The sequence below is a fragment of the Pseudomonas zeae genome (assembly GCF_014268485.2).
GTDB classification, from domain to species: domain Bacteria; phylum Pseudomonadota; class Gammaproteobacteria; order Pseudomonadales; family Pseudomonadaceae; genus Aquipseudomonas; species Aquipseudomonas neuropathica.
Window position 1 is genome coordinate 3473776 of record NZ_CP077090.1, and the last position, 23825, is coordinate 3497600.

25 protein-coding genes and 1 pseudogene are annotated in these 23825 nt (G+C 56.3%); 15 read left to right on the forward strand and 11 right to left on the reverse strand.

Features of this window, described 5'->3' with window-relative positions; genetic code table 11:
- Positions 1-51 precede the first annotated feature (51 nt).
- Positions 52-567 carry an Hcp family type VI secretion system effector gene (locus HU754_RS15145; protein ID WP_007919523.1) on the reverse strand — a complete coding sequence of 172 codons (516 nt, stop codon included), beginning with the start codon at positions 565-567 and terminating at the stop codon, positions 52-54.
- 461 nt (positions 568-1028) lie between these two features.
- Here HU754_RS15145 and HU754_RS15150 point away from each other — a divergent pair, with 461 nt between their 5' ends.
- A complete protein-coding gene (locus HU754_RS15150) occupies positions 1029-1454 on the forward strand; it encodes a LexA family protein (RefSeq protein ID WP_110718481.1) in 426 nt (141 codons plus the stop codon).
- The gene (gene umuC / locus HU754_RS15155; RefSeq protein WP_186623187.1) at positions 1447-2724 is read left to right on the forward strand and encodes a translesion error-prone DNA polymerase V subunit UmuC; all 1278 of its coding nucleotides are present in this window, start codon (positions 1447-1449) and stop codon (positions 2722-2724) included. Before HU754_RS15150 ends, umuC begins: the two co-directional genes overlap by 8 nt.
- A gap of 80 nt (positions 2725-2804) precedes the next feature.
- On the opposite strand, the gene HU754_RS15160 is transcribed toward umuC, so the two are convergent.
- On the reverse strand, positions 2805-3461 hold the full coding sequence (locus tag HU754_RS15160) for a hypothetical protein (RefSeq protein WP_186623188.1): 657 nt from the start codon (positions 3459-3461) through the stop codon (positions 2805-2807).
- 361 nt (positions 3462-3822) lie between these two features.
- On the opposite strand from HU754_RS15160, the gene HU754_RS15165 reads away from it, so the two are divergent.
- A complete protein-coding gene (locus HU754_RS15165) occupies positions 3823-4008 on the forward strand; it encodes a hypothetical protein (protein WP_225919906.1) in 186 nt (61 codons plus the stop codon).
- A gap of 139 nt (positions 4009-4147) precedes the next feature.
- Here the strand turns inward: HU754_RS15165 and HU754_RS15170 are convergent, their stop codons facing one another.
- Positions 4148-4945: a LysR family transcriptional regulator gene (locus tag HU754_RS15170; RefSeq protein WP_225919907.1), complete on the reverse strand. Its 798-nt coding sequence runs from the start codon at positions 4943-4945 to the stop codon at positions 4148-4150.
- Between HU754_RS15170 and HU754_RS15175 the strand changes: the two genes are divergently transcribed.
- Positions 4944-5336: a tautomerase family protein gene (locus HU754_RS15175; protein ID WP_186623189.1), complete on the forward strand. Its 393-nt coding sequence runs from the start codon at positions 4944-4946 to the stop codon at positions 5334-5336. The two genes, HU754_RS15170 and HU754_RS15175, sit on opposite strands and share 2 nt — an antisense overlap.
- A 147-nt stretch (positions 5337-5483) precedes the next feature.
- Here the strand turns inward: HU754_RS15175 and HU754_RS15180 are convergent, their stop codons facing one another.
- Both HU754_RS15180 and HU754_RS15185 read right to left on the reverse strand, forming a co-directional pair.
- A complete protein-coding gene (locus tag HU754_RS15180; RefSeq protein ID WP_186623190.1) occupies positions 5484-6383 on the reverse strand; it encodes a DMT family transporter in 900 nt (299 codons plus the stop codon).
- A gap of 128 nt (positions 6384-6511) precedes the next feature.
- The gene (locus HU754_RS15185) at positions 6512-7591 is read right to left on the reverse strand and encodes an SDR family oxidoreductase (RefSeq protein WP_186623192.1); all 1080 of its coding nucleotides are present in this window, start codon (positions 7589-7591) and stop codon (positions 6512-6514) included.
- A gap of 74 nt (positions 7592-7665) precedes the next feature.
- On the opposite strand from HU754_RS15185, the gene HU754_RS15190 reads away from it, so the two are divergent.
- The 4 genes and pseudogenes from HU754_RS15190 (at position 7666) to HU754_RS15205 (ending at position 10122) form a co-directional block, all read left to right on the forward strand.
- On the forward strand, positions 7666-8070 hold the full coding sequence (locus HU754_RS15190) for a MerR family transcriptional regulator (protein WP_186623194.1): 405 nt from the start codon (positions 7666-7668) through the stop codon (positions 8068-8070).
- Positions 8054-8245: pseudogene (locus HU754_RS15195) on the forward strand (alpha/beta hydrolase family protein); the annotation flags it as partial. The gene HU754_RS15190 and the pseudogene HU754_RS15195, both read left to right, overlap by 17 nt.
- Positions 8246-8314: 69 nt before the next feature.
- A complete protein-coding gene (locus tag HU754_RS15200) occupies positions 8315-9664 on the forward strand; it encodes a metal-dependent hydrolase family protein (protein ID WP_186623196.1) in 1350 nt (449 codons plus the stop codon).
- 11 nt (positions 9665-9675) lie between these two features.
- On the forward strand, positions 9676-10122 hold the full coding sequence (locus HU754_RS15205) for a GlcG/HbpS family heme-binding protein (RefSeq protein WP_186623198.1): 447 nt from the start codon (positions 9676-9678) through the stop codon (positions 10120-10122).
- On the opposite strand, the gene HU754_RS15210 is transcribed toward HU754_RS15205, so the two are convergent.
- Entirely contained in the window at positions 10107-11042 is a 936-nt protein-coding gene (locus tag HU754_RS15210) for a LysR family transcriptional regulator (protein ID WP_186623200.1), read from the reverse strand. The two genes, HU754_RS15205 and HU754_RS15210, sit on opposite strands and share 16 nt — an antisense overlap.
- Before the next feature lie 420 nt (positions 11043-11462).
- Between HU754_RS15210 and HU754_RS15215 the strand changes: the two genes are divergently transcribed.
- Positions 11463-11777, forward strand: coding sequence for a DUF6966 domain-containing protein (locus HU754_RS15215; RefSeq protein WP_042705006.1), 315 nt, complete (start codon positions 11463-11465; stop codon positions 11775-11777).
- Positions 11778-12324: 547 nt separating this feature from the next.
- On the opposite strand, the gene HU754_RS15220 is transcribed toward HU754_RS15215, so the two are convergent.
- The 5 genes from HU754_RS15220 to HU754_RS15240 form a co-directional block, all read right to left on the reverse strand.
- Entirely contained in the window at positions 12325-12840 is a 516-nt protein-coding gene (locus tag HU754_RS15220; RefSeq protein WP_186623202.1) for a GrpB family protein, read from the reverse strand.
- A gap of 280 nt (positions 12841-13120) precedes the next feature.
- Positions 13121-13558 carry a GNAT family N-acetyltransferase gene (locus HU754_RS15225; RefSeq protein ID WP_202894555.1) on the reverse strand — a complete coding sequence of 146 codons (438 nt, stop codon included), beginning with the start codon at positions 13556-13558 and terminating at the stop codon, positions 13121-13123.
- A 305-nt stretch (positions 13559-13863) separates the two neighbouring features.
- Complete coding sequence (locus HU754_RS15230) at positions 13864-14268, reverse strand: acyl-CoA thioesterase (RefSeq protein ID WP_186623203.1); 405 nt, start codon at positions 14266-14268, stop codon at positions 13864-13866.
- A 116-nt stretch (positions 14269-14384) separates the two neighbouring features.
- Positions 14385-15134, reverse strand: coding sequence for a hydroxypyruvate isomerase family protein (locus HU754_RS15235; RefSeq protein WP_186623206.1), 750 nt, complete (start codon positions 15132-15134; stop codon positions 14385-14387).
- A 93-nt stretch (positions 15135-15227) separates the two neighbouring features.
- Positions 15228-16793: a carbohydrate porin gene (locus tag HU754_RS15240; protein WP_186623207.1), complete on the reverse strand. Its 1566-nt coding sequence runs from the start codon at positions 16791-16793 to the stop codon at positions 15228-15230.
- Positions 16794-16961: 168 nt separating this feature from the next.
- Between HU754_RS15240 and HU754_RS15245 the strand changes: the two genes are divergently transcribed.
- The 6 genes from HU754_RS15245 (at position 16962) to HU754_RS15270 (ending at position 23799) form a co-directional block, all read left to right on the forward strand.
- A complete protein-coding gene (locus HU754_RS15245; RefSeq protein WP_186623209.1) occupies positions 16962-18236 on the forward strand; it encodes an ABC transporter substrate-binding protein in 1275 nt (424 codons plus the stop codon).
- 21 nt (positions 18237-18257) lie between these two features.
- Positions 18258-19220, forward strand: a complete 963-nt coding sequence (locus HU754_RS15250; protein ID WP_186623212.1) for a carbohydrate ABC transporter permease — start codon at positions 18258-18260, stop codon at positions 19218-19220.
- Positions 19217-20059 carry a carbohydrate ABC transporter permease gene (locus tag HU754_RS15255; RefSeq protein WP_186623213.1) on the forward strand — a complete coding sequence of 281 codons (843 nt, stop codon included), beginning with the start codon at positions 19217-19219 and terminating at the stop codon, positions 20057-20059. Before HU754_RS15250 ends, HU754_RS15255 begins: the two co-directional genes overlap by 4 nt.
- A 27-nt stretch (positions 20060-20086) precedes the next feature.
- A complete protein-coding gene (locus HU754_RS15260; protein WP_186623214.1) occupies positions 20087-21232 on the forward strand; it encodes an ABC transporter ATP-binding protein in 1146 nt (381 codons plus the stop codon).
- 29 nt (positions 21233-21261) lie between these two features.
- Positions 21262-22731, forward strand: coding sequence for a glycoside hydrolase family 32 protein (locus HU754_RS15265; protein ID WP_437182470.1), 1470 nt, complete (start codon positions 21262-21264; stop codon positions 22729-22731).
- A 75-nt stretch (positions 22732-22806) separates the two neighbouring features.
- Entirely contained in the window at positions 22807-23799 is a 993-nt protein-coding gene (locus HU754_RS15270) for a LacI family DNA-binding transcriptional regulator (protein ID WP_016986705.1), read from the forward strand.
- Positions 23800-23825: the final 26 nt, after the last annotated feature.

Sequence of the window (23825 nt, forward strand, 5' to 3'; positions counted from 1 at the left end):
GTCCGCCCCGACCGGCCATGCCGGCTGGGGCGGTACAACCATCAGCCGTAATTAAACGACTGGAGCACGCCAGTCATCGGAACCCGAAGTACCGGATACTTCGTGGGTCCAGGTGATTTTACGGTAGGTGAACTGCACTTCTTCCAGGTGGGTGAAGTGCGAGTTGCCTGGATCCTGGCAGTTGTGCATTTTGTTGTTGATGGCGACGATGATCGCGTCTTCCAGTTTGGTGGTGTAGTAGTGCTCTTGGGTGCCTTGAGCAGAAGTACGGAACCACTGGATAACGATTTCGCTCATGCGCTCGCCGGAGGTCAGAGCAGCTTGCAGCAGTGGCGAAGCCTTGTCGTAGACCTTGGTGATCACAACTGGCTTGTGAACGCGCTGACCGGTTGGCTGACCGGATTGTGGGTCACGCGGGATGATCACGTCGTGGCTGAAAGCCTGAACCATAACCTGGTCTTCGTGGCCTTCCTGGTAGGTGTTGCCTACGGAGTCAGCGGTGAAAGCGCCTGCAGTGATCAGGCCTTGTTTTTCGCCGGTAACCGACATGTACGCTGGTGTTGCCATGGGGATGCTCTCCTTGCTCAAAATGACGTACCCGGCGGGCACCATTGCCCACCAGAGTGGCTATGAGCCATCAAAATACGTGCCAACTTCAATTTAAGCCTTATAAAACAAGGCTTTCAGTGAATCGACCTCGATCTTTTAGCCATCGAGCTAAGGAAAATTTGAAAGAAGTGCGCAACTTCTTGCGCAGTGGTGTGCAAGAAGTTGCGCACTCGGCTGTAGCCCTTTAAATACATGGGTTTCAAAGGATTTAACAGTCGAAAATCGAGCAGGCACTGCGCAACTTCTTGCGCACTCCAAAAAATGGAAGATTTCAAAACCCAATCACCCAAGTGTTGGCGATAATGCGGATCCCCGCTCACCATCGCTCTTCCGGCTGTCAGATTTTTCCTGGTTCAAATTGACCAAAATGCCTCAAACCCGTTAACTGTATATTCGTACAGTATCGGAAGTCGTGCGTCATGAGCTTTTCAGTCCTAGGCCCCATCGCCGTGGGCGGTCGAAAACTGCCCCTTTGTCTCTCGAGTGTTCCTGCGGGATTTCCTTCGCCCGCAGCAGATCACATCGAAGCCCACATCTCGTTGGACGAGGTCCTGAACATCCGCGCACCGCATGTTTATCTTGTCTCTATTTCTGGAGACAGCATGCAGGGTGCAGGTATTTTTGAGGGCGACCTCGCGATTGTGGATCGCTCTATTGAACCTGTTCACGGGAATATCGTGGTTGCCCTGTTGAACAACGATCCCGTGTGCAAACGACTGTGTCTGCGCGGCAAGGAAATCATCTTGCTGTCTGAAAACCCGAAATTCCCCCCACGCTACGTCCTTGAAAGCGATGAGTTGACCATTTGGGGAGTCATTACCGGCAGCGTACGCAGCCATGTCTAACACCCCGCCTGTATTTGCCCTCATCGACTGCAACAGCTTTTACGCTAGCTGTGAGCGTGTATTCCGTCCGGATTTGGCGAAAGTACCGATCGTGGTTTTGTCCAACAACGATGGTTGCGTGATCGCTCGATCGGCCGACGCTAAGCCTTTTGTGAAAATGGGTGAGCCGTACTTTCAAATCAAAGCGAAGCTTAGTCAGCACGGTATTGTCCCCTTCTCGTCCAACTATGCGCTCTATGGCGATATGAGCGAACGGGTCATGACCGTTATTGAGTCTTTGGTGCCCGCTGTGGAGGTTTACAGCATTGATGAAGCGTTCGCAGACCTCACCGGCATTACGAATCTTGATGGACTCGGCCGTCAGATCCGTAGCCAAGTTCTGCGCTCAACCGGTATTCCCGTTGGCGTCGGTATCGCCCACACGAAAACCCTGTCCAAGCTGGCTAATCACACGGCCAAACGATTGCAGGCACAAACGGGTGGCGTCGTGAACATTTGTGATTCCACCAAGCGGGATTGGGTACTGCGCAATACCGATGTATCGGAAGTATGGGGTGTCGGTCGACGAATGAAGCTTCACCTGGATGCGATGGGCATCAAAACCGCCATGGATCTCGCCAAAGCCGATCCTTGGACGTTGCGCAAAAACTTCAGCGTAGTGATTGAGAAAACTGCCCGTGAATTGGCGGGTACACCCTGCTTGGAACTCGATGAACCGGATCCACCTAAACAGGAGATTTGCTGCAGTCGAATGTTCGGACAACGACTGAAAGAGCTTCCACCGATTAAGGAAGCCGTCGCCACCTACACGCAAAGAGCTGCAGAAAAACTGAGGGTTCAGCAGTCACTGTGCAAAAAAATTCGAGTCAGCATTCGCACAGGCATGTTCAATCCAGAGGAGGCCAAATACGCAAATGGGGTTGTGGTGGATTTGCCCTACCCCACAGACGATGTGAGATTGTTGACGAAAGCGGCTGTTGACGCACTTGATCATCTGTTCCGCCCTGGCTTCAACTACAGCAAGGCTGAGGTCCTCTTGCTCAACCTCTGTCAGCCGGGTGAGTACACCGATGACCTTTTCGCTGTATCTCAACATGCGGACGCTACCAAGGTCATGAACGTCCTTGATCAGATCAATCAACGCTGGGGCAGAGGAACACTTCGAACGGCAAGCGTTCCAGCCAATCCGGCCTGGGCAATGCGTAGGGAAATGATGAGTCAGAGCTACACAACCCGACTCGATCAGTTATGGAGAGTCTCTTGTCACTAGAGTAAAGGCATGTATGGCTTTGCATCTACGAATTCGTCTCTTGTGCATTTGAGCTTTTAATTCAAACAGCAAAAAATAACCTACTCATGGATTGGCGAGCCGATGGTCAGTGCAGCCAACGTCCGGCACACCGGGTTCCAGATTGTTAAACATCGGCCATGTTGATGCAGTGACCCTCGGCAAAAAAAACCTGTCCATGTCGTACTGAACCCGAATGCGGTGTCATTCGACGCAGGAAGCTCAAATGCGTCGGTCCAGTTCAATACAACAATACCGCTCTGATCTCTGATTCCCAGTCCATCTAACCAATCTGAGAATAGCGACTGAATTTCAGCCCTCTCGATCCTTTGCTTCCCCAAGTACAGAGAGTTACAAAAATCTTCGTAGAGCGACGGCCTTGCATCGGACAGGGACTCAGTCTGCTGGAAACTAAAAATCGCATCCGAACTCAGGGCATGACCAGACGCGCGCACAACATTCCAAAGCATGGTGGGTTCTGAGTAATTTGCTGGTGGTAAAGCTTCGAAGACCTTTCTGTGCCACTTACGCTGATCATCTATGATCCGGTCATAGAGTTCAGAAAGGATCCGTCGATGCAATGTCTCATCCACTGAGACATGGCTAGCGACGTCCATGACCAAAAACTCAACCGAACAGCCTAAATCATCCAGCCGCGTGCGTAGCGCTTCATACCCCTTCGAATCTTTGATCCCTGAAGTGCTCAAGTGATCCTTCAATCCCATCTCCTACCCTACGAGTCCCAGTCCGAATGCTTTGCTGTCGTGAATCCAACAAATGCGACAGCTACGCTAGCAAAGACATGGCCGAAAAAAAGTAGGAAGAGTCAGCGAATTGGGTAGGAGTGCACGTAACTTCGTATTGGCCAGCCCAAGCGACGCAGTGTTGGGAGCACAATGACAGAATCTTCGTCATCAACAGCCACTTGGTTCCGTTTCTCGGCGACAAGCTCATAATCCATGTCGGGATTAAGAATACTTTTAGGAGTTCTGCGGGGCAGCAGAAAGCCGATACGACTAATCGGCTTATCTGAGTGGCATGCTCGGCAATCTACCTGAATGAATTTGATGGAGTCGACAAATGATCGAGCGACCTCATCATAAGTTGCGCAAGGCGTTTGGTGATTTACTCCAGGGAGCCGTCTGCAAATTCGCCGCTAACGTATTAGACCCCATATCGGTGATATTTGAAGTTGCCATCCAGAGAGGTTCCTTCGCCTCGCTTCAAGTATTAGGGGTACCCGATATCGCGCTACTGACGCTGTGAGGTCAGCGTGAGTGTGGACATGAGAACTCCCCTGCTTGATTTTTGCTTGGCGGTAAGGGAAGCAATCGGCCAAAAGCAGCCTCTTCACTGTGCCCCCATTGCGTCCAAAACCGGCGTTTTCACTTCAGGGATTTGTTACTCATCCCCCAAATTTGCTGGCAAGCATTTCCCGGAAAGCACCGACCAAATCAGACTCGCCAGTACGCGCAGGCAACAGGCTGAATTCAACGTCGGGCAAAACCGGTAACGGGAAGGCTGGCCGGCATATCTCTGCGCCCACCGGCACAGCCGAGGCATTCAGGCAAGCGACGCCCAGCCCCGCCATCAGTGCTGATTGAAGCCCTGCTACTCCGGACGCGGAATGAGCAATCACATAAGGCACCTTATGTGCGTCCAGTGTCTCTCGGGTAAAACGTTGGAGACTGCACCCCTGCGGTAGCACCAATAGCGGCAACGCGCCATCTTCTTCGGTCCTCGGCTCAGACCCCATGGCTGATACCCAATGCAATGCTTCCCGACGTACCGGGATGCCCTCGGGAAGGCTGCGGCCATCAAGTATGCGCATTGAAAGGCCGATATCGAAGTCACCTGCATCTGCACCGCTTTCTATCTGCATACTCTTTCGCACCGACACATGCAGTCGAAGGCGTGGATATCTCAGGCGCAGTTGCTTCAACAACTCCGCAATCGAAACGGGCAAGAAGTAGTCGGTGATCGCCAATCTCAATTCGCCGGCAAACGTCACTCCGCGTACGTCTTCAAGAGCGCGATCACTCATGGCCAACAGTTCTCGTGCATGCACCATCAATCGCTCCCCCGCGGGCGTAGGCCGGACACCTTTTTTGCCCCGCTCCAACAGCGTTACACCGGCGAATGCTTCCAGCTTGCGCAATTGTTCGCTCAACGCATTCATTGCCCCGAAAAAGGAGTTCAACATGCCCGGTATTACACTCAAGATTTCTGGCGATCCGAACCTTGAACTGGTCCGTAACATCGTCCCCAAACTCACCGCCTTGACCTGTGAAGTGCTGGAAAAGCGACCGGAACAGACACTGGTAATGGTGCAGTTCCTGCCTCATGAACTTTGGTTCATCAATAACCTTTCACTGGCCGAACAAGGACGCAACTCGTTCCGTCTGGAGGTCACCATCACGGATGAAAGCAATACCAAGGCCCAGAAAGCGCGCTATCAACATGAGGCTTTCGAGTTGCTGGCCAAAGAAATAGGAAATGTACACCCGCACTCAAACATACATGTGATCGACTGCCGCGCCAGCGCCTACGGCTATGGCGGTTTGAGCCAGGAGTACAAGCTCCACCACCCTTGAGAGTCCGCCCGCCACGTTGGTGTTGTTAGACTTCACATAGGTATCGAACCAGCGTGGCGACTTCAGTGGGATGACCGCTATGGATCGGAAGCGGTCGTCATGAGCGTCGGCTCTTATTGGGCCGCACGTATAAGGATCCGAAATAACTCACTCGGTCGAAGGGACGGAAGCTTTGCTGCCCAAGCGTATGAGTTCATTGGAGAAACACAGGCCGACTATGATCAGCACCGCTCCCGCATAGAGGCTTTCGCGCGGTATTTCATTGAGCGCCACAAACGCCAGCAGCGCGGCGAACAGTGGCTCGGTCAATTCCAGCGCCTGCACTTGGGATGGCTTGAGGTACTCGATGGCCTTGGTCGTGCAGAAGAAGCCCAGGATTGTCGGCAGCGTGGCCAACGCCAGCAGCGCGGCGATCGCCATCGGCGACAACTTGCCTATTACAAAACCATCGGCGGCAGCCGGCATCAGCAAGTACAGGCTGCCAAAGAACAGCAATTGCCGGGTGAAGTGCAGTCCCCCCGACACCCCCATACGCTTCATGGCCACCGAAAAGGCGCCATAGCCGGAACCGGCCACGGCGGCAAGCGCAGCACCTTGCAATGTAAAGCCCTGCTGCAAGTCGCCGCCGAAGATCACCGAGATTCCGGCGATAGCCAGTGTCGCGCCAACAGTAGCGTTCGCGGTGATCGCATCCTTTAGAAAAATGCGCCCCAGAATGATCGAGGAAATTGACGCGCTGGCCATCAGCACCACCACCACACCTGCCGCAGCGTAGTGTCGATAGGCGGACGTTTCGAAATGAAACAGCACAAAGATGCCAAGAAACGCGCAGACAGCTGCCTGCGTCCATCTGGTCGACGCCGCCGGGCGCTTGAGGAAAAACAACAGGATCGAGAGAAGCACGCAACCCAGTAAGGTCTTGATGACAGCAACACTGGTAGAGGTGAAACCATTACTCATGAGTATTTTGCTGAGTACACCGATCGTTGCGTTCAGTGCCGCAGCGGAGAGTGCAAATATGACGCCTTTCCTGAAAGTCGATTGCATGGATGACGATCCCTGTCGCTGAATGGTCGTTCGATTGAAAGCCGCCCTGTATCGACGGCGCAAAGTTTGAGCACACGAGCAGCCGACTAATCCCGATAGAGTGCTATTCGCCTTCGTGTCGCCAAAGGTCAGAGGGCCTGGCCCTTGGCTATGCAGTGCGAGTTGACGAACATGGCAGTGTGCTGCAGAGACTGACGTATATCCGGTTTGGCTATTCCGTGCCTGTTGGCAAATTGCTCAACCGCCGCCGTATTAAAACGAGTGGTCTGGATAAAATCCAGGGCTTCGGGTTTTGAATTCAAGAACCTCGCTACGGGAGGAATACTCAGTAGCAGCTTCAGTAATCGAAGTGAAATGTGATGCTTGGGAGACTTTAATCCCAAAGGTCGTGCAACCTGTTTCAGGAGTTCTCGCAGGTTTGGCGTCTGGTCATCAAGCGCCAGCAGTTCCTGACCCACCATGGCAGGATCAAACGCACAAACTGCCACCAGTTCAGCCAGGTAATCCACGGTGACCAGTGGCAGCCAGTGCCTGGCGGTGCCGGGCACCGCAGCCAACTTGCCCTGCACAAGGTTGCGTATCAGCTCCACCAGCGGCTGACCGTCAAGGATATGCCCTGTGCGGCTGTGGCCACAGACCGTCGCAGGATGGACAACAGTAAATTCCCCGCCCCTGGCTGCCATGACCTCCAGGGTCGCAAAATGCGCCTCCAGCTTGCTTCCTTCGTAACCACCGACACGCCGGTAGACGGCAGGCCAATTCGTCCGTTGCGGATAACGAGCGTCAATTCCGATGCGTTGTAGGTGTTCATGATTTTTCAGCATGTAGCCGCCGATCATCACTAAACGGCTTTTTTGCTCAGCCGCCAACAGCGCCACGCGCTTTGCCCCTTCGACGTTCACCGCACGAGAGTGCTCCACTGAAAGCCCCCATGCGAAGTGCGCGCCCAAGTGAAACATGACGCTGGCGCGCCTCAGCACTTCTCGGTCAGCAACGCTCAGCCCGAGGTTGTTTTGTTCCAGATCGCCAGCGACGGCGAATACCCGGGTTGCGCACCCGCCCAAATTATCGACTTGCTCGCGCAAGGCCGCCAGTCGCTCCGGGCGACGCATCAACACCCGAATGGTGTGACCTTTCGCACTCAGGTTCGCCACTAAATGTTGACCGATGAAACCAGTCCCGCCTGTGACAAAGCACTCCACGCTCATTTCCATGTTCCTTGTTGAAGGTGAGAAATCAAGCGTAAAGTATCGACCCCACTCTACAGTCAAGCGGTGTTTCCATGAAAATCGGCGAACTCGAAGCGCGCAGCGGCGCCAGCCGCCATACGTTGCGTTACTACGAGCAAATCGGCCTGATCTCACCGCTGCGGCAAACCAACAACTATCGCGTTTACAACGAGCAAACTCTGCAGGATCTGGACTTTATCCAGCGCGCGCAAAGCATGGGGTTTTCTCTGGGGGAAATAGGCGAGATTCTGGATGCGCAGCGCAACAAGCTGATCGATTGTGCTGAAGGTGCGGAGCTGATTGAAAAGAAGATGGCAGACATCAAACAGAAAATCGCCAACCTCCAAAGCATTTATCGCTATCTGGATGAAGAGCGTGCAACCCTGGAAGCCAGTGCCGCCAAGCAACTTGAGCTTCAGCGACTGAGCAACTCTGCCAATCGCACGATTCGACAGTGAACACTGGGCCAGTCGCGTGGTGGATTGGCTGGAAACCCGAAGCGACGTTGATGCCAAACGTATCGGGCTCGAAGGTGTCTCGTTGGGCGGCTATTACTGCCCGCGAGCGGTTGCATTCGAACCACGCTTCGCCTGCGGCGTGGTATGGGGCGCCAACCACGACTGGCGTGATGTGCATCTGCTGGTCGTCCCCTCGCCTGCTCTCTAGCCTCTCTTTGCAGAACAATCACAGAGCGAAGACGCCATGACTGCCCTGCACCTGAAATGCCAGACACTGTTCGACGGCGCTGGAATGGAGACCCGCCAACAACAGACATTGATCGTCGAAAACGGCCTGCTCAGTTACGTCGGGCCTACCGCGTTGGCACCCGCTCCCAAGCCAGGCGATACGCAGGTGGATGCAGGGGATAATTTCGTCATGCCGGGGCTGGTGGATGTGCACACGCATCTGGCCTTCGGTAACGCGCAGAGCGAAGAGGACATTGATCTGTGGACCAGCGACGAATTTCGCGCGCTGCGCGGGATGTTCTTCGCGCAACACGTGCTGGCCGCCGGCATCACCAGCATGGTCTGCCCCGGCGACAGCGGCCAGCTCAGCATCGCCGTGCGCAATGCGGTGACCGCTGGTTTGTTCGAAGGGCCGAGGATCGCAGCCAGCAGCCGCGTCATCACCAACCGCCAGAGTCTGAATGACTGGTTCCCGAGTCGGGTCGGCGCTCCGGAGTACTTCACCGCGCAGTTGGTCACCAGCCGTAGCGACGCCCTCGCGGAGATCCGCAAGCAGGCCAAGGATGGCGTTGACCTGATCAAGATCGCCATGGACGGCACGCACCGCCGCCCCAACGGCGAAATCATTGCGGCCTTCACTGCCGACGAAACCTTCGAAATGGTTGAGGAAGCGCATCGTCTGGGCTGCAAGGTCGCCACCCATGCCTACGGTCGCGAAGCCGTGATGTACGCGGCGCGCGCGGGCGTTGATCTGGTCTTTCATGCCTTTTACATGGACGACGCGTGCATCGAAGCGCTGCTTGAGGCCGGCAGCATCCTTGCCCCGACCATGACGTTCCCGCAGAACACCGTGGATTTCTGCCAGCCCCATGATCCGGCGATCAGCACCGGCTATGCCGGTTATTGTGCTCGCACACTGGACGTCGGCTCGGCGGTACTCAAACGCGCCAAAGCGGCGGGTGTTCCGTTCGCCTGCGGCAGTGACAGCGGTTTTGCGGTGACGCCCTATGGCGAATGGCATGCACGCGAATTGGAGCTGCTGGTGACCCGGCTTGGATTCACCCCGGCCGAAGCGCTGTACGCCGCGACCGCTGTTGGTGCGCGCTGCATGCCGCGCGGTGAAACCCTCGGCTCGCTGCAAGTGGGCAAGCAGGCCGACTTCCTCGTGCTCGATGGTTCACCGCTGAACGACATTCGCATCCTTCAGGATCGTTCGCGCCTGAAGGCCGTTTACAAGGCCGGCCAACCGGTACGCATGGATCGCAGCCCATACAACCCCAAGCAAGTGTCCGATTTCAACTCGCTGAAATGGACCGATCTTTACACCCGCGACCGCGTGGCCCAACTGGGCAAGTGGGCCGTATGAGGACAGAGGCCATGCAACGACTTGATCTACTGACTGCGACGAACATGGCCAGCGATGCCATCCGCATCGCTCGGGAAACCGGGATCAAACCGCTTGGCGTTGCCGTACTGGATGCCGCCGCCCATCCCTTGGCGGTTCTGCGCGACGAACACGCCACTTTCCTGCGCACGCAAATCGCCACCGGCAAGGCGCGTGGCTGCCTGGGCATGGGTTTTGGCGGACGTGAGCTGGCGCGGCGCGCGCAGGCCATGCCAGCGTTTTTCGATGCGATCAACAGTTTGACTGGCGGCGAGGTGATTCCGGTGGCGGGTGGTGTGTTGATCCGGAATGCCGAGGGCATGGTGCTCGGGGCCATCGGCATCAGCGGCGATACCTCGGACAACGACGAACGCTGCGCATTGCTGGCCATCGCCAAGGCCGGATTGGTCGCCGACAACGGCGATCAGACAGAGGGCTGATCGAGCAACGCGGCCTGTTCCAGAAGCAGGCCGCGAAACCACTGCATGACCGGGTCATGTTCTTGATAGGGATGCCATTGCAAGACTTGAACGGCCTCTGGGAAAGCCAGCGGCGCCGGGTGGACGCGCAACGGATAACGCTCAGCGAAGCGTTGCGCCTGCCGTTGAAACACCGTGGCAATGCGCGCGGTACCGACAATGAATTGCGGCATCAGCACAAAGCTTTCCACGGTTACCGCCACTTGCCGCTCTATTCCGAGTTCATGCAGGTGCATGGCGTCCATCGCCAGGTTGTGCCCGTCGGCAAACTCGCGCACCACATGCGCCGCAGCGCAATAGTCGGCCATGCTCAGTTGCTCGGCAAACTGTGGCTGTTGCGCGCAGACGATACAACAGAGCTGGTCAGTCATGAGCGGCACATGGGGATAGGCCGGATTCAGCCGTCGTTGCGGCACGATCACGCAATCACTGCGCCGATAATCCAGCGCTTCGCTGACGACATCACCGTCGCGCGGGACAGGCATGTCGCGCAGGCTCAAGCGAATACCCGGAGCGATACGCGCCAAAACACGGCTGACAGCCGGAAGCAGCACGTCGGCGACGTAATCGGAGGCTACGAGGGTGATGTGCCGGTCACAGTTCGCCGGATCAAAACTTAGTGGCGCGTCGACGACTTCCCGTGTCAGCGCCAACGCTGCACGCACTTTTGGCAGCAACTCCAGGCCCAGCGCCGTGGGTTCCAGGCGGCGCCCCACTTGCAACAGTAACGGGTCGTTGAAATGTTCACGCAAGCGGCCCAATGCCGAGCTGGCAGCTGACTGCCCCAGGCACAAACGCTCGGCCGCTCTGCTGACGCTGCATTCGCTCAACAAGGCGTCGAGCGCAACCAACAGATTAAGGTCGAGGCGTCGATATCGCATGTGGGTTCCGCTGAAGGTGATGGTGACGTTTTTGCCACTGTTTACGGGCAGGATCAAAAACGAATCATGACCTTAGCGAGCTGTGTATCAATGCGCCAATCGCGTGTTTGGTTGGGAGGTATCGTTTACGGAGATACCAAGCGCCACTGCGCGTAATTAGTTACTCATGGGAAGCCACTAATAGAAGGGCCAACGCGCACCATTGAGGATCTGGCAGGTAAGCAAAAGCGCTGCGATCACTTTTGATCGAGAGTAACTTATAGGTTGCTCGAAAATTGGTGCTCGTGGACGGCAATCGGCGAAAAGCGGCCCTTGGACAACCTGATTGCGAAACAGTAGCTTATGTAGCGAGACTGACGAAAAATACTCGGCGGTGGGGTTCCTTCCCATACCGTGATTCACCTTGGACGATGTCAAGAAATGGGACCTAAAACCGAAGAGCTGATCTGCGTTCTTGATCAGCTTGCAGCAATGCTTGAGAGCGATGGAGATACTCACTGGAGCCTGTGGATGCGTAAGGCAAGAGCACGCTTGATGGATTCTGATTACTCCGGAATTGAGTACCTACAGTCAGCCTATGGTGGAATGGGCTCATTCAATGATCTCATTCTTGGTCAAAGTGATGAGAATGGCGTCCTTTGCTGGAAGCCGGGTCATGTTGAGCTAAACGAAAGATTCGATGAATTGCGCAATGAAGCCGCGAAGCTTGTCGAGCTCATAAAGCGAACTACATAAAGGGGCGCAGTTATCAAACTACGGTATTCAAAGGGGTTAGGCTTGCCACCGACGCATCTCACTTTGATCAGCTCCGTCGACTCCGTTTCCGGCAGCCTGGTGTTTGCCTACACAGAAGTCGGGGATTACAGAGTGCATTACACATCACGTGCCGAGTTGTTGAGCATGCTCAACAGCCTTTTGCATCAGCGCGTGCCCATTGCTGTCGGAGGCATGCTCCCGGGACCTGCCGACGAAGTCGACATGTTAATAGCGAACGAAGTACTTGAAGGCCCCTACATAGAACTGTCCTGGTCCGGCCCCCAGCAATGGACTCTGCGCGAAATCGACTCCACCACTGCTGAATGGCAACCAGTACCTGACACTCGAAGTATGGCCAATATGTCATTCGATCCGAAGTCCCTGAAATGCTCTGGCTGAACTGGCTAAGAAATTAATACAAGTTCACGCGGTTCTTCGTATCTAGCACCAATCACCTACGGTCGCGACCAGCAGCAATCGGCCAAAAGCGGACACTTGATTCCGGGGTCGCTCAGCGACCCATCGGTCATTCAGGAATGGATATACCGGCATGAAGTAGCGCCGCGATAATAAACGGAGACTTTTTCTCCAGATACTCAGCCATCCCACCAATATTGCTCGACTCCAACTGAAACTTCAGCGCTTCATACTGCTGGCGGATCGAGGCATCGCGCCTAAGCAAATCTCTGAACCCAAGCATCTGGGTGATCGTAAGGTGGCCACGGGTACAAGCGTGGAGCTTGTGCGTGCGAATCCCATCCACATTACGCCGATAGAAATGATGCCCTTCCGATAGATCACTTCCTCGTACATATCCCAAACCCATCAACACCTCGTCCCGCGCCGAGGCATTGCGATGATCGAGAACCTCGATGAGCACATCGATCTCGGGCTTCGCTGCGAGCCCTGGAACAGAGGTGCTTCCAACGTGGTGTATGGCAATCAGTTCATTGCCAAAGGCCGAAGCGATGAGTGGTGTGTCTGCCAGAAAGCGGGCGGGCCAAGTGGGATTGTAGGGAGTGATCTTGCTGGTCAATGCCATATCCGTTCCTTGGCGACTAATATCTAAAGCACCGAATTTTCCGTCAAAAAATACGCATCCGCCAGCGACTGATAACGAAACCTCGGCATTACGGCGATTTAGCAGATCGAATTAGAATCTGGCCGAGGTGGGTAGCTGTCCTGTCCAGCGTCTGCTTCTGGCCGATTGCTGCCTTTCGTGAGAGGCTGAAATCGACTCAATGCAGACGCTGACCAGAATTTGGCTAAGGGGCGGGCTTTAGCCCGGCCCAGTGAGCAAAGCCACCAGTTAGAATCAGTTGCTATGCATGTTTTACTAGCCGTTTCTTTAAATGATACAGGTTAGTTCCGATTGGGCGATCCTCAAGAACACCATAAATCTCATACCCATGCCGCTCATAGAACTGTTTCGCATCAACGGTTTTTAAGAATGCAACTACTGCCCCATTGTCGGCACCAATCGCTTCTGCTTTCTCCAAAAGCATAGATCCTACTTTTTTACCGCGATGAGATTCCTTTACCCAAAAGGTGTCAATCTCTAAGCCATCCCAGTAACAATTACAACTTATTGCACCGATGTAGTCGCCCACTTCATCGTGTGCAACCACCATAAATATTTTATCTTCTGATTCTGGTGGTAGATTTGGATATTGAATTCGAAGATATTCTGAAAACCTATTATTCAGAACTCCTTTATCCTTTTCTGTTGGAGAACCCAATACATCAATCCTGATTTCCACTTTATTGCTCCTTAAATTCAATCTTTAAGTGCCGAACCGCTTTTTGCATACATTCCATGTTCATGCGTAATCCCTTGAGCAATCAAAAATCGCGTCTGTAAACGCGACATCAAGAAGGGGGGAAGCGAAATAATACTTTGCACATTACTGACGTATTAGCTGCGTGTCGATGGTCCGCTTTTGGCCGATTACTGCCAGTCACCAACGCTGCAATTGCCCCATAACTGCCGGTGAGGAACGGTAGATTTTGGCCACAACCGGACACTCGACAGCCCCCGATCGTTTGTTGAGATCCGTCTGATCGTCTATGAAAGAAGCGCTCGCAACGGAGCTGGAATGGGAACGACTTCTTTACTTTCCGGTGAGACACATACGTGTGTGACATTCGCGGTAAATGCCAGCACGCCTTCGCCTATAAACCCCTCCACCAAAAAAGTAAAAGAGTGCTCGCCCAACCTCGCCACGCCAACTTTAATAGTCATTTCGTCATCCCAGGTCACCGGAGCCAGCAACTCGATCGACATCGCACGCACCGGCGGCAATATATTAAAACTCATCACCGCTCTAAGCCCCGGCCCCCCTACCCATCTGTCGAGTGCTACACCAATGGCCTCTACAGCAAAATATGAGAATCGCGGGGTGTAAACCACCCCTGCCGGATCACAATCTCCGAACAAAATAGTTCGACTTACAAAAACCGCATCAGGCATAAATCCCCCTACTCGCCAGCGTCAGTCCGATATCGATGAGTTCTTCTCGCTCGGCCATCAAGGGCTTCTGCCTTTGATGGCGGCGATTTTGCCCATATCAGCGACTCGCCTGGAACCTAAGCACTCAGCTGCTTGATCCAGTCAAGACTCGCAACGGTAGATCCAGAAGGACGGTATTCACATCCGATCCATCCCGCGTAGCCGCGCTGCTCCAGCGCCGCGAACAACGCTGCAAAGTCGATATTCCCCGTTCCCGGCTCGTGACGACCCGGGCAATCGGCAATTTGCACATGCACGGTTCTGTCATAAAACCGCGCCAGCACATCGGCTGCGTCTCCGGTCAAAAGCTGGGCATGGTAAAGATCAAGAATCAGCCCGACACTCGGGAAGGTCTCCAGTACCTGTTGCGCCTTGCTGAAGTCGGACATGTAATAGCCCGGCATCGCCTGCGCACTGATCACTTCAATAAGCGGCCGCAGCCCCTGGTCTTCCAGGTACTTGACCGCATATTCCAGGTTGCCCGCGTAGGTTCGCTCAGCGTCATTCTGCGTAGTAACGCCCGACATGATGTGGACATCCGCACACGCCAAGGTCTTTGCGTAGCGGGCGGCCTGGAGCAACCCGTCACGAAACTCCTCTCCCCTGCCCTGTAACGCGGCGATGCCTTTGGTCACGCCGGCCGGGGCGGCGAACTGAATCAACGGCAAACTGTATTGGGCTAGATGGTCGGCAAGCAGACTGGCGTCGAATTCATACGGTGACGGGAACTCAACTGCCCGGAAACCGGCGGCTGCGGCGGCTTCGATGCGCTGCAGAAAAGGCAATTCATTGAATTGGAAACCGAGATGAGCATTGAACTTGAGCATTGGGTAATCATCCATCCTGGGAAGAAACGACATCATTAGCCTGGAGCATCCTTTGCCGCTCCAGCACTGCACTATCGCAAGTGCGTTCAACGATTAAAACCAGGTTTCCATCTGGATACCGTATTGCCACACCCCTCCCGCCTGGAAGTCGGACATGCCAAAGGAGTCGTTAGTACTGAACCGGTCCAGATCCGAAGACCAGTTCATGTAGCTGGCGAACACTCGCAACTCCGGACGCGTGAGTAGATCGCCGACGTCGAGTTTGAATGTCGGGGCGACCGTGAACTTCCAGAAGTTACCATCGACCGCATTACGTTGTAGATAGCCCTTGGGGTCGAGGTTCATGGTTTGCCAGCTCATTTCGTAGGCCATTTCGAAGTTGCTGTTGATTTTGTTGGCCAATCGCACGTTGAGGGTCAGCCAGCGGTAGTCGTCACCTTTAACGTATCTATCCTTGCTCTGTTCGGCCAGCAAGCTGGGCCCGATGCGCCAGTCAGAGGTCAGCGGCGTCTCACCGTAAAGCGCCAGACGCAGCGCGCGGGCGTCGTCGATCAGTTCACCGTCCGAGCCAACGTTCTTGACCTCTGCCCCCAGGCCTTGTCCATAGAGCAGCGCCGTTTTGAAGAACCCTTCTCTGCCGAAAAAGGTTTTTTGGTGATTGGCCAGCATGCTGTGCAAACCGCTATCCGCAGGCGTCAAACCGGCCTTGTTGGTGTGGGTGCCGAAATCGTTTTTCTTGGCGCCGATGGCGTTGTACATCCACTGCCACTGGCCATCCTCGAAGAACTGGTTGGAGGTCAGGATGTAGCTTTCCACATCGGCATTGATACCGCCCTGACTGAAATCCCCGTAGCTACGCCCAATCAACGAGTAATTCGAGCGCCAATGCTTGTTGATCTGCACATCGTAAATTCCACCGCCGGTGCCGGCCAGGTAAACGACGTCGGAGTCCAGCCAGTGGATATCGAAATTATCTCTATCGAACCGCTTGCCCGCCCACAGCGTAGCGTTCTCGAAGACTGAATTGCCTTTGAATGCAGCGACATGGTCGAGCGTGGCGAACACCTGGCGTACGTTGAGTTTGCTTTCGTCGGCCGTCCAGTCATTGGAGCTTTCCACACCGTCGGCGATGGAGACGGTGAATTTGGAACGGGTACCGTTTTGCGCATAGACCTCTTTCGACAGGTCGATACGCATGTAGGTGTCGTCCTCGTTACCGAGTCGCCCGACTGCCCCGCCCACCGAACCGGCCGGCGTTGTATAAGGGCCGCCACGCCCGCCACCCAGCCCCTCGTCGACCAGCAACCCGGAGCGCGCATAGCCGTTGAAGCTGAACCCATCGGTGAGGTTCGCGGTACTGCCCTCCTTCTCCAGGCTTTGCTGACGGGCTTCGAGTTTTGCCAGTCGGGTGTCCAGAGCAGGTGCCGAAATGGCTGTTGCGTTAGAGGCGACGGGTTGCAAGGGCGGCGCCGCGCGTTTGACCTGCTGCAATTCCCGGGCAAGTGCCTGGGTCTGCTGTTCGGCCGTGGCTGCACGCTTTTCCGCTGCGCTGGCACGCGCTTCAAGTGCGGCCATGCGCTCTTCCAGTGTCGCGGCCTGAGCGGTCGCTGCGGATGTGCCGAGCACACCTGCCAGTAGCCAGTTTGTTGCTTTGTACATATGAAATCCCTGTTTTGTTTTTATTGTTGGTTGACGCAAACGGCCGTTTTTTACGTGCGTTGCGAGTTGTCGCAATCGACGAAAAAAAGGATGCCTCATCGCAAATACGCTGCTACATTTGGCGATGTTAACGTTAACTTTTCTAAAAACAAAAATAAAGGACGCTCGATGAAACACCTGAAATCGCTCCTGCCCGTTGCATTGATCACCCTGTCTGCCGCACTGCCATCCGTGTCGAACGCAACCGATCTGACGATCTCTTGCGGTGCCGTGGGTGCGGAGTTGCAACTGTGCAAAGAGGCCGTCGAGACATGGTCGAAACAGACCGGCAACAACGTCGAGGTGGTCTCCACGCCTAACTCGGCAACCGAGAGGTTGTCGTTCTACCAGCAGATCCTCAGTGCGCAGTCCACCGACATCGACATTATTCAAATCGACATGGTGTGGCCGGGGATGCTGGCCAAACATCTGCTGGATCTGCGGGAGGTGCTTCCCGCGAACGCGACCCAAGACTACTTCCAGGCCCAGGTCGATAACGCCACGGTCAACGGCCGCCTGGTGACGATGCCGTGGTTCACCGACTCGGGGCTGCTGTATTACCGCAAGGACTTGCTTGAGAAATACAACAAACAGGTTCCTCAAACGTGGGAGGAAATGACCGCTACCGCCAGGGATGTGCAACAGGCTGAACGCAACGCCGGGAACGCCAATGCCTGGGGTTACATCTTTCAGGGACGTGCCTACGAGGGGCTGACGTGCAATGCGCTGGAGTGGATCAGCAGCCAACCGCAAGGCGGCCTGATCAATCAACGCGGCGACATCGTGGTCAACAGTCAGGCCTCGAGAGCGGCGTTAACGCTGGCGAAAAGTTGGGTCGGCGACATCTCCCCGCGTGGCGTGCTCAATTACACCGAGGAAGAAGGACGTGGCGTATTCCAGTCCGGCAATGCGCTATTCATGCGTAACTGGCCTTATGTCTGGGCCCTGGTGCAAAGCCAGGACAGTGCCGTAAAGGACAAGGTCGGCGTCGCTCCCCTGCCCCGCGGCGGCGAGACCGGCGAGCATGCCTCCACCCTCGGTGGCTGGGGCCTGGCGGTATCGCGTTACAGCGCTCATCCCAAACTTGCCGCAGAACTGGTGAGCTACCTGACGAGTGCCCAAGAGCAAAAACATCGCGCCCTGACAGGCGGCTATAACCCGGTGATCGAGTCGCTGTATCAAGATCCCGAGTTGCTCGCGGCCATGCCTTATTACGCTCAGCTGCACAGCATTCTCAACGCTGGGGTCATGCGCCCCGCCGCCATCACCGCCGATCGTTATCCACGGGTTTCCAATGCCTTCTTCGATCGGGTGCATGGCGTGCTGGCGGGCGAGTTGCCCGTGGATCAGGCACTGGCCGAACTGGAAAGTGAACTCACGCGTATCAAACGCCGGAACTGGTAAGCCACAAGGAAGGAAATCACCATGTCTGTCTCTACGACCCATGCCCCCTTTGACGAGCTTCTGCTCACGAGGGAAACGCCTGTACAACGGCGCCGGGTGCGCGCTGCCTGGCTGTTCCTGACGCCAATGCTGGTCTGCCTGGCCCTGGTGGCTGCGTGGCCGCTGCTGCGCACATTCTGGTTCAGCCTGACCGACGCCAGCCTGGCAGACACCGGTGGCGCAACCTTCATAGGCTTGAGCAATTATCTGTTGTTCAGCGATTCCGGCTGGTCGGGCATCCTCGTCGATCCGCAGTGGTGGAATGCGGTGCGCAACACGTTGTATTTCACGGTGGTCTCGGTGGGACTGGAGGTCGTGCTGGGGTTGTTGGTGGCGTTGCTGCTGAACATCAAGTTCACCGGCCGTTCTCTGGTGCGGGCGTTGATTCTGATTCCGTGGGCGATTCCGACGATTGTCTCGGCGAAGATCTGGTCATGGATGCTCAACGACCAGTTCGGCATCATCAATCATCTGATGCTCAGCCTCGGCCTGATTGATGCTCCCCTGGCCTGGACGGCAGATGCCGACCTGTCGATGTGGGCGGTGATCATCGTTGATGTCTGGAAGACCGTGCCCTTCGTCACGCTGCTGATGCTGGCGGCCTTGCAGATGTTGCCGAGCGATTGCTACGAAGCGGCCAGGGTCGATGGCATTCATCCGGTGAAGGTGTTCTGGCGTGTCACCCTGCCACTGTTGATGCCTGCACTGCTGGTGGCGGCGATCTTCCGCATCCTCGATTCCCTGCGGGTATTCGACGTCATCTATGTGCTGACCTCGAATTCGTCGAGCACCATGAGCATGTCAGTGTATGCCCGCCAGCACCTGGTGGAGTTTCAGGACGTCGGTTACGGCAGCGCGGCGTCGACGCTGTTGTTTCTCGTGGTCGCGGTGATCGCCATGCTTTATCTCTACCTCGGACGCCGTCAACTGGAGGTCCGCGCATGAGCTCGCGCCTACTGAAAAAAGCGCTGTTGCGCCTCGGATTCTGGTGCCTGATCGGGGTGTTGTTGCTGTATGCGGTTTTCCCGTTCTACTACGCCATCGTGACATCGCTGAAGCCCTCCAGCGCCTTGTTCGAGGTGAGCTACTGGATCGAAAATCCTGACTTCTCCAATTACGCGGCGGTCCTCCACCAGGCCTCATTCCTGCGAGCAATCGGTAATTCGCTGGTGGTTGCGCTGTGCGTGGTGACACTGGCGCTGTTCCTCAGCCTGACCGCTGCCTATGCCTTGGGCCGGGTCAAATTCCGTGGGCGTGGCACGGTGTTGATGATGGTCCTTGGCGTGTCGATGTTTCCCCAGGTCGCGGTGCTGTCGGGACTGTTCGAAGTGATCCGCGCCCTGGGCCTGTACAACACGTCGTGGGCGTTGATCCTCAGCTACACGATTTTCACCCTGCCCTTCACCGTCTGGGTACTGACCACCTTTATGGGCCAACTGCCCCATGAACTGGAGGAAGCGGCAATCATGGATGGTGCTTCGCCCTGGGTGACGCTGACCCGCGTGCTGTTGCCGCTGCTCTGGCCCGCCCTGGTCACCACGGGCTTGCTGGCCTTCATCGCCGCGTGGAACGAGTTCCTGTTTGCCCTGACGTTCACCCTCACCGACAGCCAACGCACGGTGCCGGTGGCCATCGCCTTGATTTCCGGCGGCAGCCCCCATGAGTTGCCTTGGGGCTTGTTGATGGCCGCCTCGGTGCTGGTCACCGTCCCACTGGTGATTCTGGTGCTGATCTTCCAGCGCCGAATCGTTTCCGGCCTCACTGCCGGCGCGTTAAAGGGTTGATGCCCAATAAAGACAAGGAACCGCATCGTGATGAAATTGAAACTGGACAACGTCAACAAACAATTGGGCGGCGCGCGGATTCTTCGCGACATCAACCTGGAGATCGCTGCGGGTGAATTCGTGGTGTTCGTCGGTCCTTCGGGCTGCGGAAAGTCGACGCTGCTGCGGCTGATCGCCGGACTGGATTCGATCTGCGCCGGCGACCTGCTGATCGACGGGCGCCGGGTCAACGACCTCGAACCGCGCGAACGTGGCGTCGGCATGGTGTTTCAGTCCTATGCGCTGTACCCGCACATGAGCGTCTACGACAACATCAGTTTTGGCCTCAAACTGGCCAAGACTGAAAAGAGCAGCCTGCGCGAGCGGGTGCTGAAAACTGCACAAATCCTGCAATTGGACAAACTGCTGCAACGCAAGCCAAAAGAGCTGTCTGGAGGGCAGCGTCAGCGTGTAGCCATGGGCAGAGCCATGGCGCGGGAACCGGACATTTTGTTGTTCGATGAGCCGCTGTCCAACCTGGATGCATCCTTGCGGGTGCAGATGCGCAACGAAATTGCGCGGCTGCATGCGCGACTGCGCTCAACCATGATCTACGTCACCCACGATCAGGTCGAAGCGATGACCCTGGCCGACAAAATTGTTGTGCTCAATGGCGGTCACGTCGAGCAGGTCGGCTCACCGCGCGAACTCTACGAGCGCCCGGCCAGCCGCTTTGTCGCCGGTTTTCTCGGTTCGCCGAGAATGAATTTCCTGCCGACCCGCCTGCGTGCGCCGGGCGAAACCAGCCTGGTTGATACTCCGGTTTTGGGGATGACCACCCTGCCCTTCGACAGCTCGAACCTGGCGGCAGATGCCTCGCTGAGCCTGGGCGTTCGCCCGGAACACCTGTCACTCAAAGCGGCGCCGGGAAGCGCTGGCATCGTCGTGACCGGGGTCGAATACCTGGGCAGTGAAACCTATGTGCACCTGGATACCGGGCAGGACGAGCCATTGATCTGTCGTTGTGAAGTCAACGCCGGATGGCAGGCAGGCGATCGGGTTGAACTGCAACTGGACATCGACAAGATCCACCTGTTCGATGCCGACGGCACGGCATTGAAGCGCCACCCGCACGCAATTGAATCCGTATCGGATGACCTCTCTCTACGCTCAATCCGAGCACACGCCCTATGACCTTGTCTTTGAATACCCCGAGCGACCCCATGTCTTCGACCCTTGACCTTGCGCAGCGCGCACTGGCTGACAGCCAGTCCCGCGTCATTGAGGATTATCGACCCGGTTATCATATTGCCCCGCCGGCAGGCTGGATGAACGACCCGAACGGGGTCGTGTACTTCCGTGGCGAGTATCACGTTTTCTATCAGCATCATCCCTTCGACGCGAAATGGGGGCCGATGTATTGGGGCCACGCCAAGAGTGCCGATCTGGTGCACTGGCAGCACCTGCCCATTGCGCTGGCACCCGGCGATGAGTGCGACCGCGACGGCTGTTTTTCCGGTAGCGCGGTGGTCTGTGGCGATACTCTGGCCCTGATCTATACCGGGCACACCTGGCTGGGCGAAGTGGGTGACGAGCGCTTGATCCGTCAAGTGCAGTGCCTGGCAACCAGTACCGATGGCATCCGCTTCGTCAAACACGGCGCAGTGATCGACAGCGCGCCGCAAGACGCCATCATGCATTTCCGCGACCCCAAGGTCTGGCAGGAAGATGGCTATTGGTACCTGATTGCCGGCGCACGTCTGGGCGACAGACCGCTACTGCCGCTGTACCGCTCCACGGATCTGCACGTCTGGGAATTCCTCGACTATGTGTCCGAAGGCAGCGAGGGCGATGGCTATATGTGGGAATGCCCGGACCTGTTTCGCCTGAATGGACGCGATGTGCTGCTGTACTCACCACAAGGCATGCAAGCCGACGGTTATGACCGGCTCAACAAATACCAGACCGGTTATCGAGTGGGCGAGCTCGATAACCAGTGGCAGTTCACGGGCGGGCCTTTTATCGAGCTGGATAACGGCCACGATTTCTATGCAGCGCAAACGCTGTTGGCCGCCGATGGTCGGCGCCTCGTATGGGCATGGCTGGACATGTGGGAAAGCCCGATGCCGAGCCAGGCCCATCACTGGTGCGGGATGCTCGGATTGCCCCGCGAACTTGAACTGCGCGCCGATCGCCTTCGCGTGTATCCGGCACGCGAGCTCAGCGCGCTGCGAATGGCGCCATTGCCGGGTACGCCGTGGTGGGAAGCGTCGGGAGCCCGCTGGGTGCCGGAGGTAAACGGCGACATGCTGGAAATCCATGTGCATCTGGATCTGCTCGGCTGCACTGACGGCCACTTGGGAGTCGCCCTCCGTTGCAGCGACGATGGCCGCGAAGAAACCCTTCTCTACTATGATCCGTCACTGCAGCGCTTGGTGCTTGATCGCAGCCGCTCGGGTGCGCAAGTCACCGGCCAGCGCAGCGTGGCGATAGACCCGACACAAGAGCGCTTGGAACTGCGCGTGTTTCTTGATCGCTCATCCATCGAGGTATTCGACGAAAACGGCCGCTTCAGCCTCAGCAGTCGCCTCTATCCGCGTTCCGACAGTCTGGGCGTGAAGCTGGTGGCCAGCGGGAGTGGCGGGCGCGTCTCGATTGCCAAGGCATGGCCTCTGGGTTCGGGATGGTCATGAGCGGCGTCATTCGGGTCGCGAGAAGCCCGGGCCCTGTGTCATGATTCTGCGTCAACCTGACCGGCCGCACTTCGCATGACTTCAGTGAAAGACGTTGCACAGCTGGCCGGCGTGTCCCTGATGACGGTGTCTCGAGCGCTCAATAGTCCGGAAAAACTGAGCCCCGAAACCCTTCTACGGGTGCGTCGAGCCATTGATGAACTGCAATTCGTACCCAGCCTGTCAGCGCGCAAGATGCGCGGTGACAACCTCCAGTCGCGAACCATCGGTGTGTTCGCGCTGGACACTGCGACCACGCCCTTCGCGGTCGAGCTGCTGCTGTCCATTGAGCAGACCGCGCAACAGGCCGGCTGGAATGTCTTTATCCTCAACCTGCTAAGCAACCCGCCCACCGACCAGAACATCGATCTGATGCTGTCGCACCGTCCGGATGGCTTGATCTTCAGCGCCATGGGGTTTCGCCAGGTCAGCATTCCCGAGCGCTTGAAGAGCAAACCTCTGGTGCTCGCCAATTGTCTGGCAGATGACAGCAGCCTCGTCAGCTATGTACCCGACGACGAAATGGGCCAGTATCGCGCCGTACACCACGCGTTGAGCCTCGGCTACAAGCGTCCTTTGTGTATCAATCTGCCGAAACAGAGTCTGGCATGGGGGCTGCGACAAAAAGGCCTGCAGCGTGCCTGTCAGGCATTCGGACTGGCGCCGGACACGCTCCTGCAATACGACCTTTCCGATCATGATGCCTATGGTGAAACAGCCGCTATCCTCGACCGGCATGTCATTGATGGTCGCCCCCAATTCGATATTTTGATCTGTGGCAACGACCGCATTGCCTTTTGTGCCTATCAGTTGTTGTTGGGGCGTGGCCTGAAAATTCCCGACGATGTCGCCGTCCTCGGCTACGACAACATGATCGGCATTGCCGAGTTATTCATCCCTCCGTTGACCACCGTGCAACTGCCGTACTACGACATTGGGCGCCAGGCTGCACGGCATCTGATCGAGACCCTGGAGCTTTCGGGAACCCAGCGAGTTGACTGTCCATTGGTGGTCAGGACATCACTGTAAAAGTGGGTCAGCTCGCTGATATCACG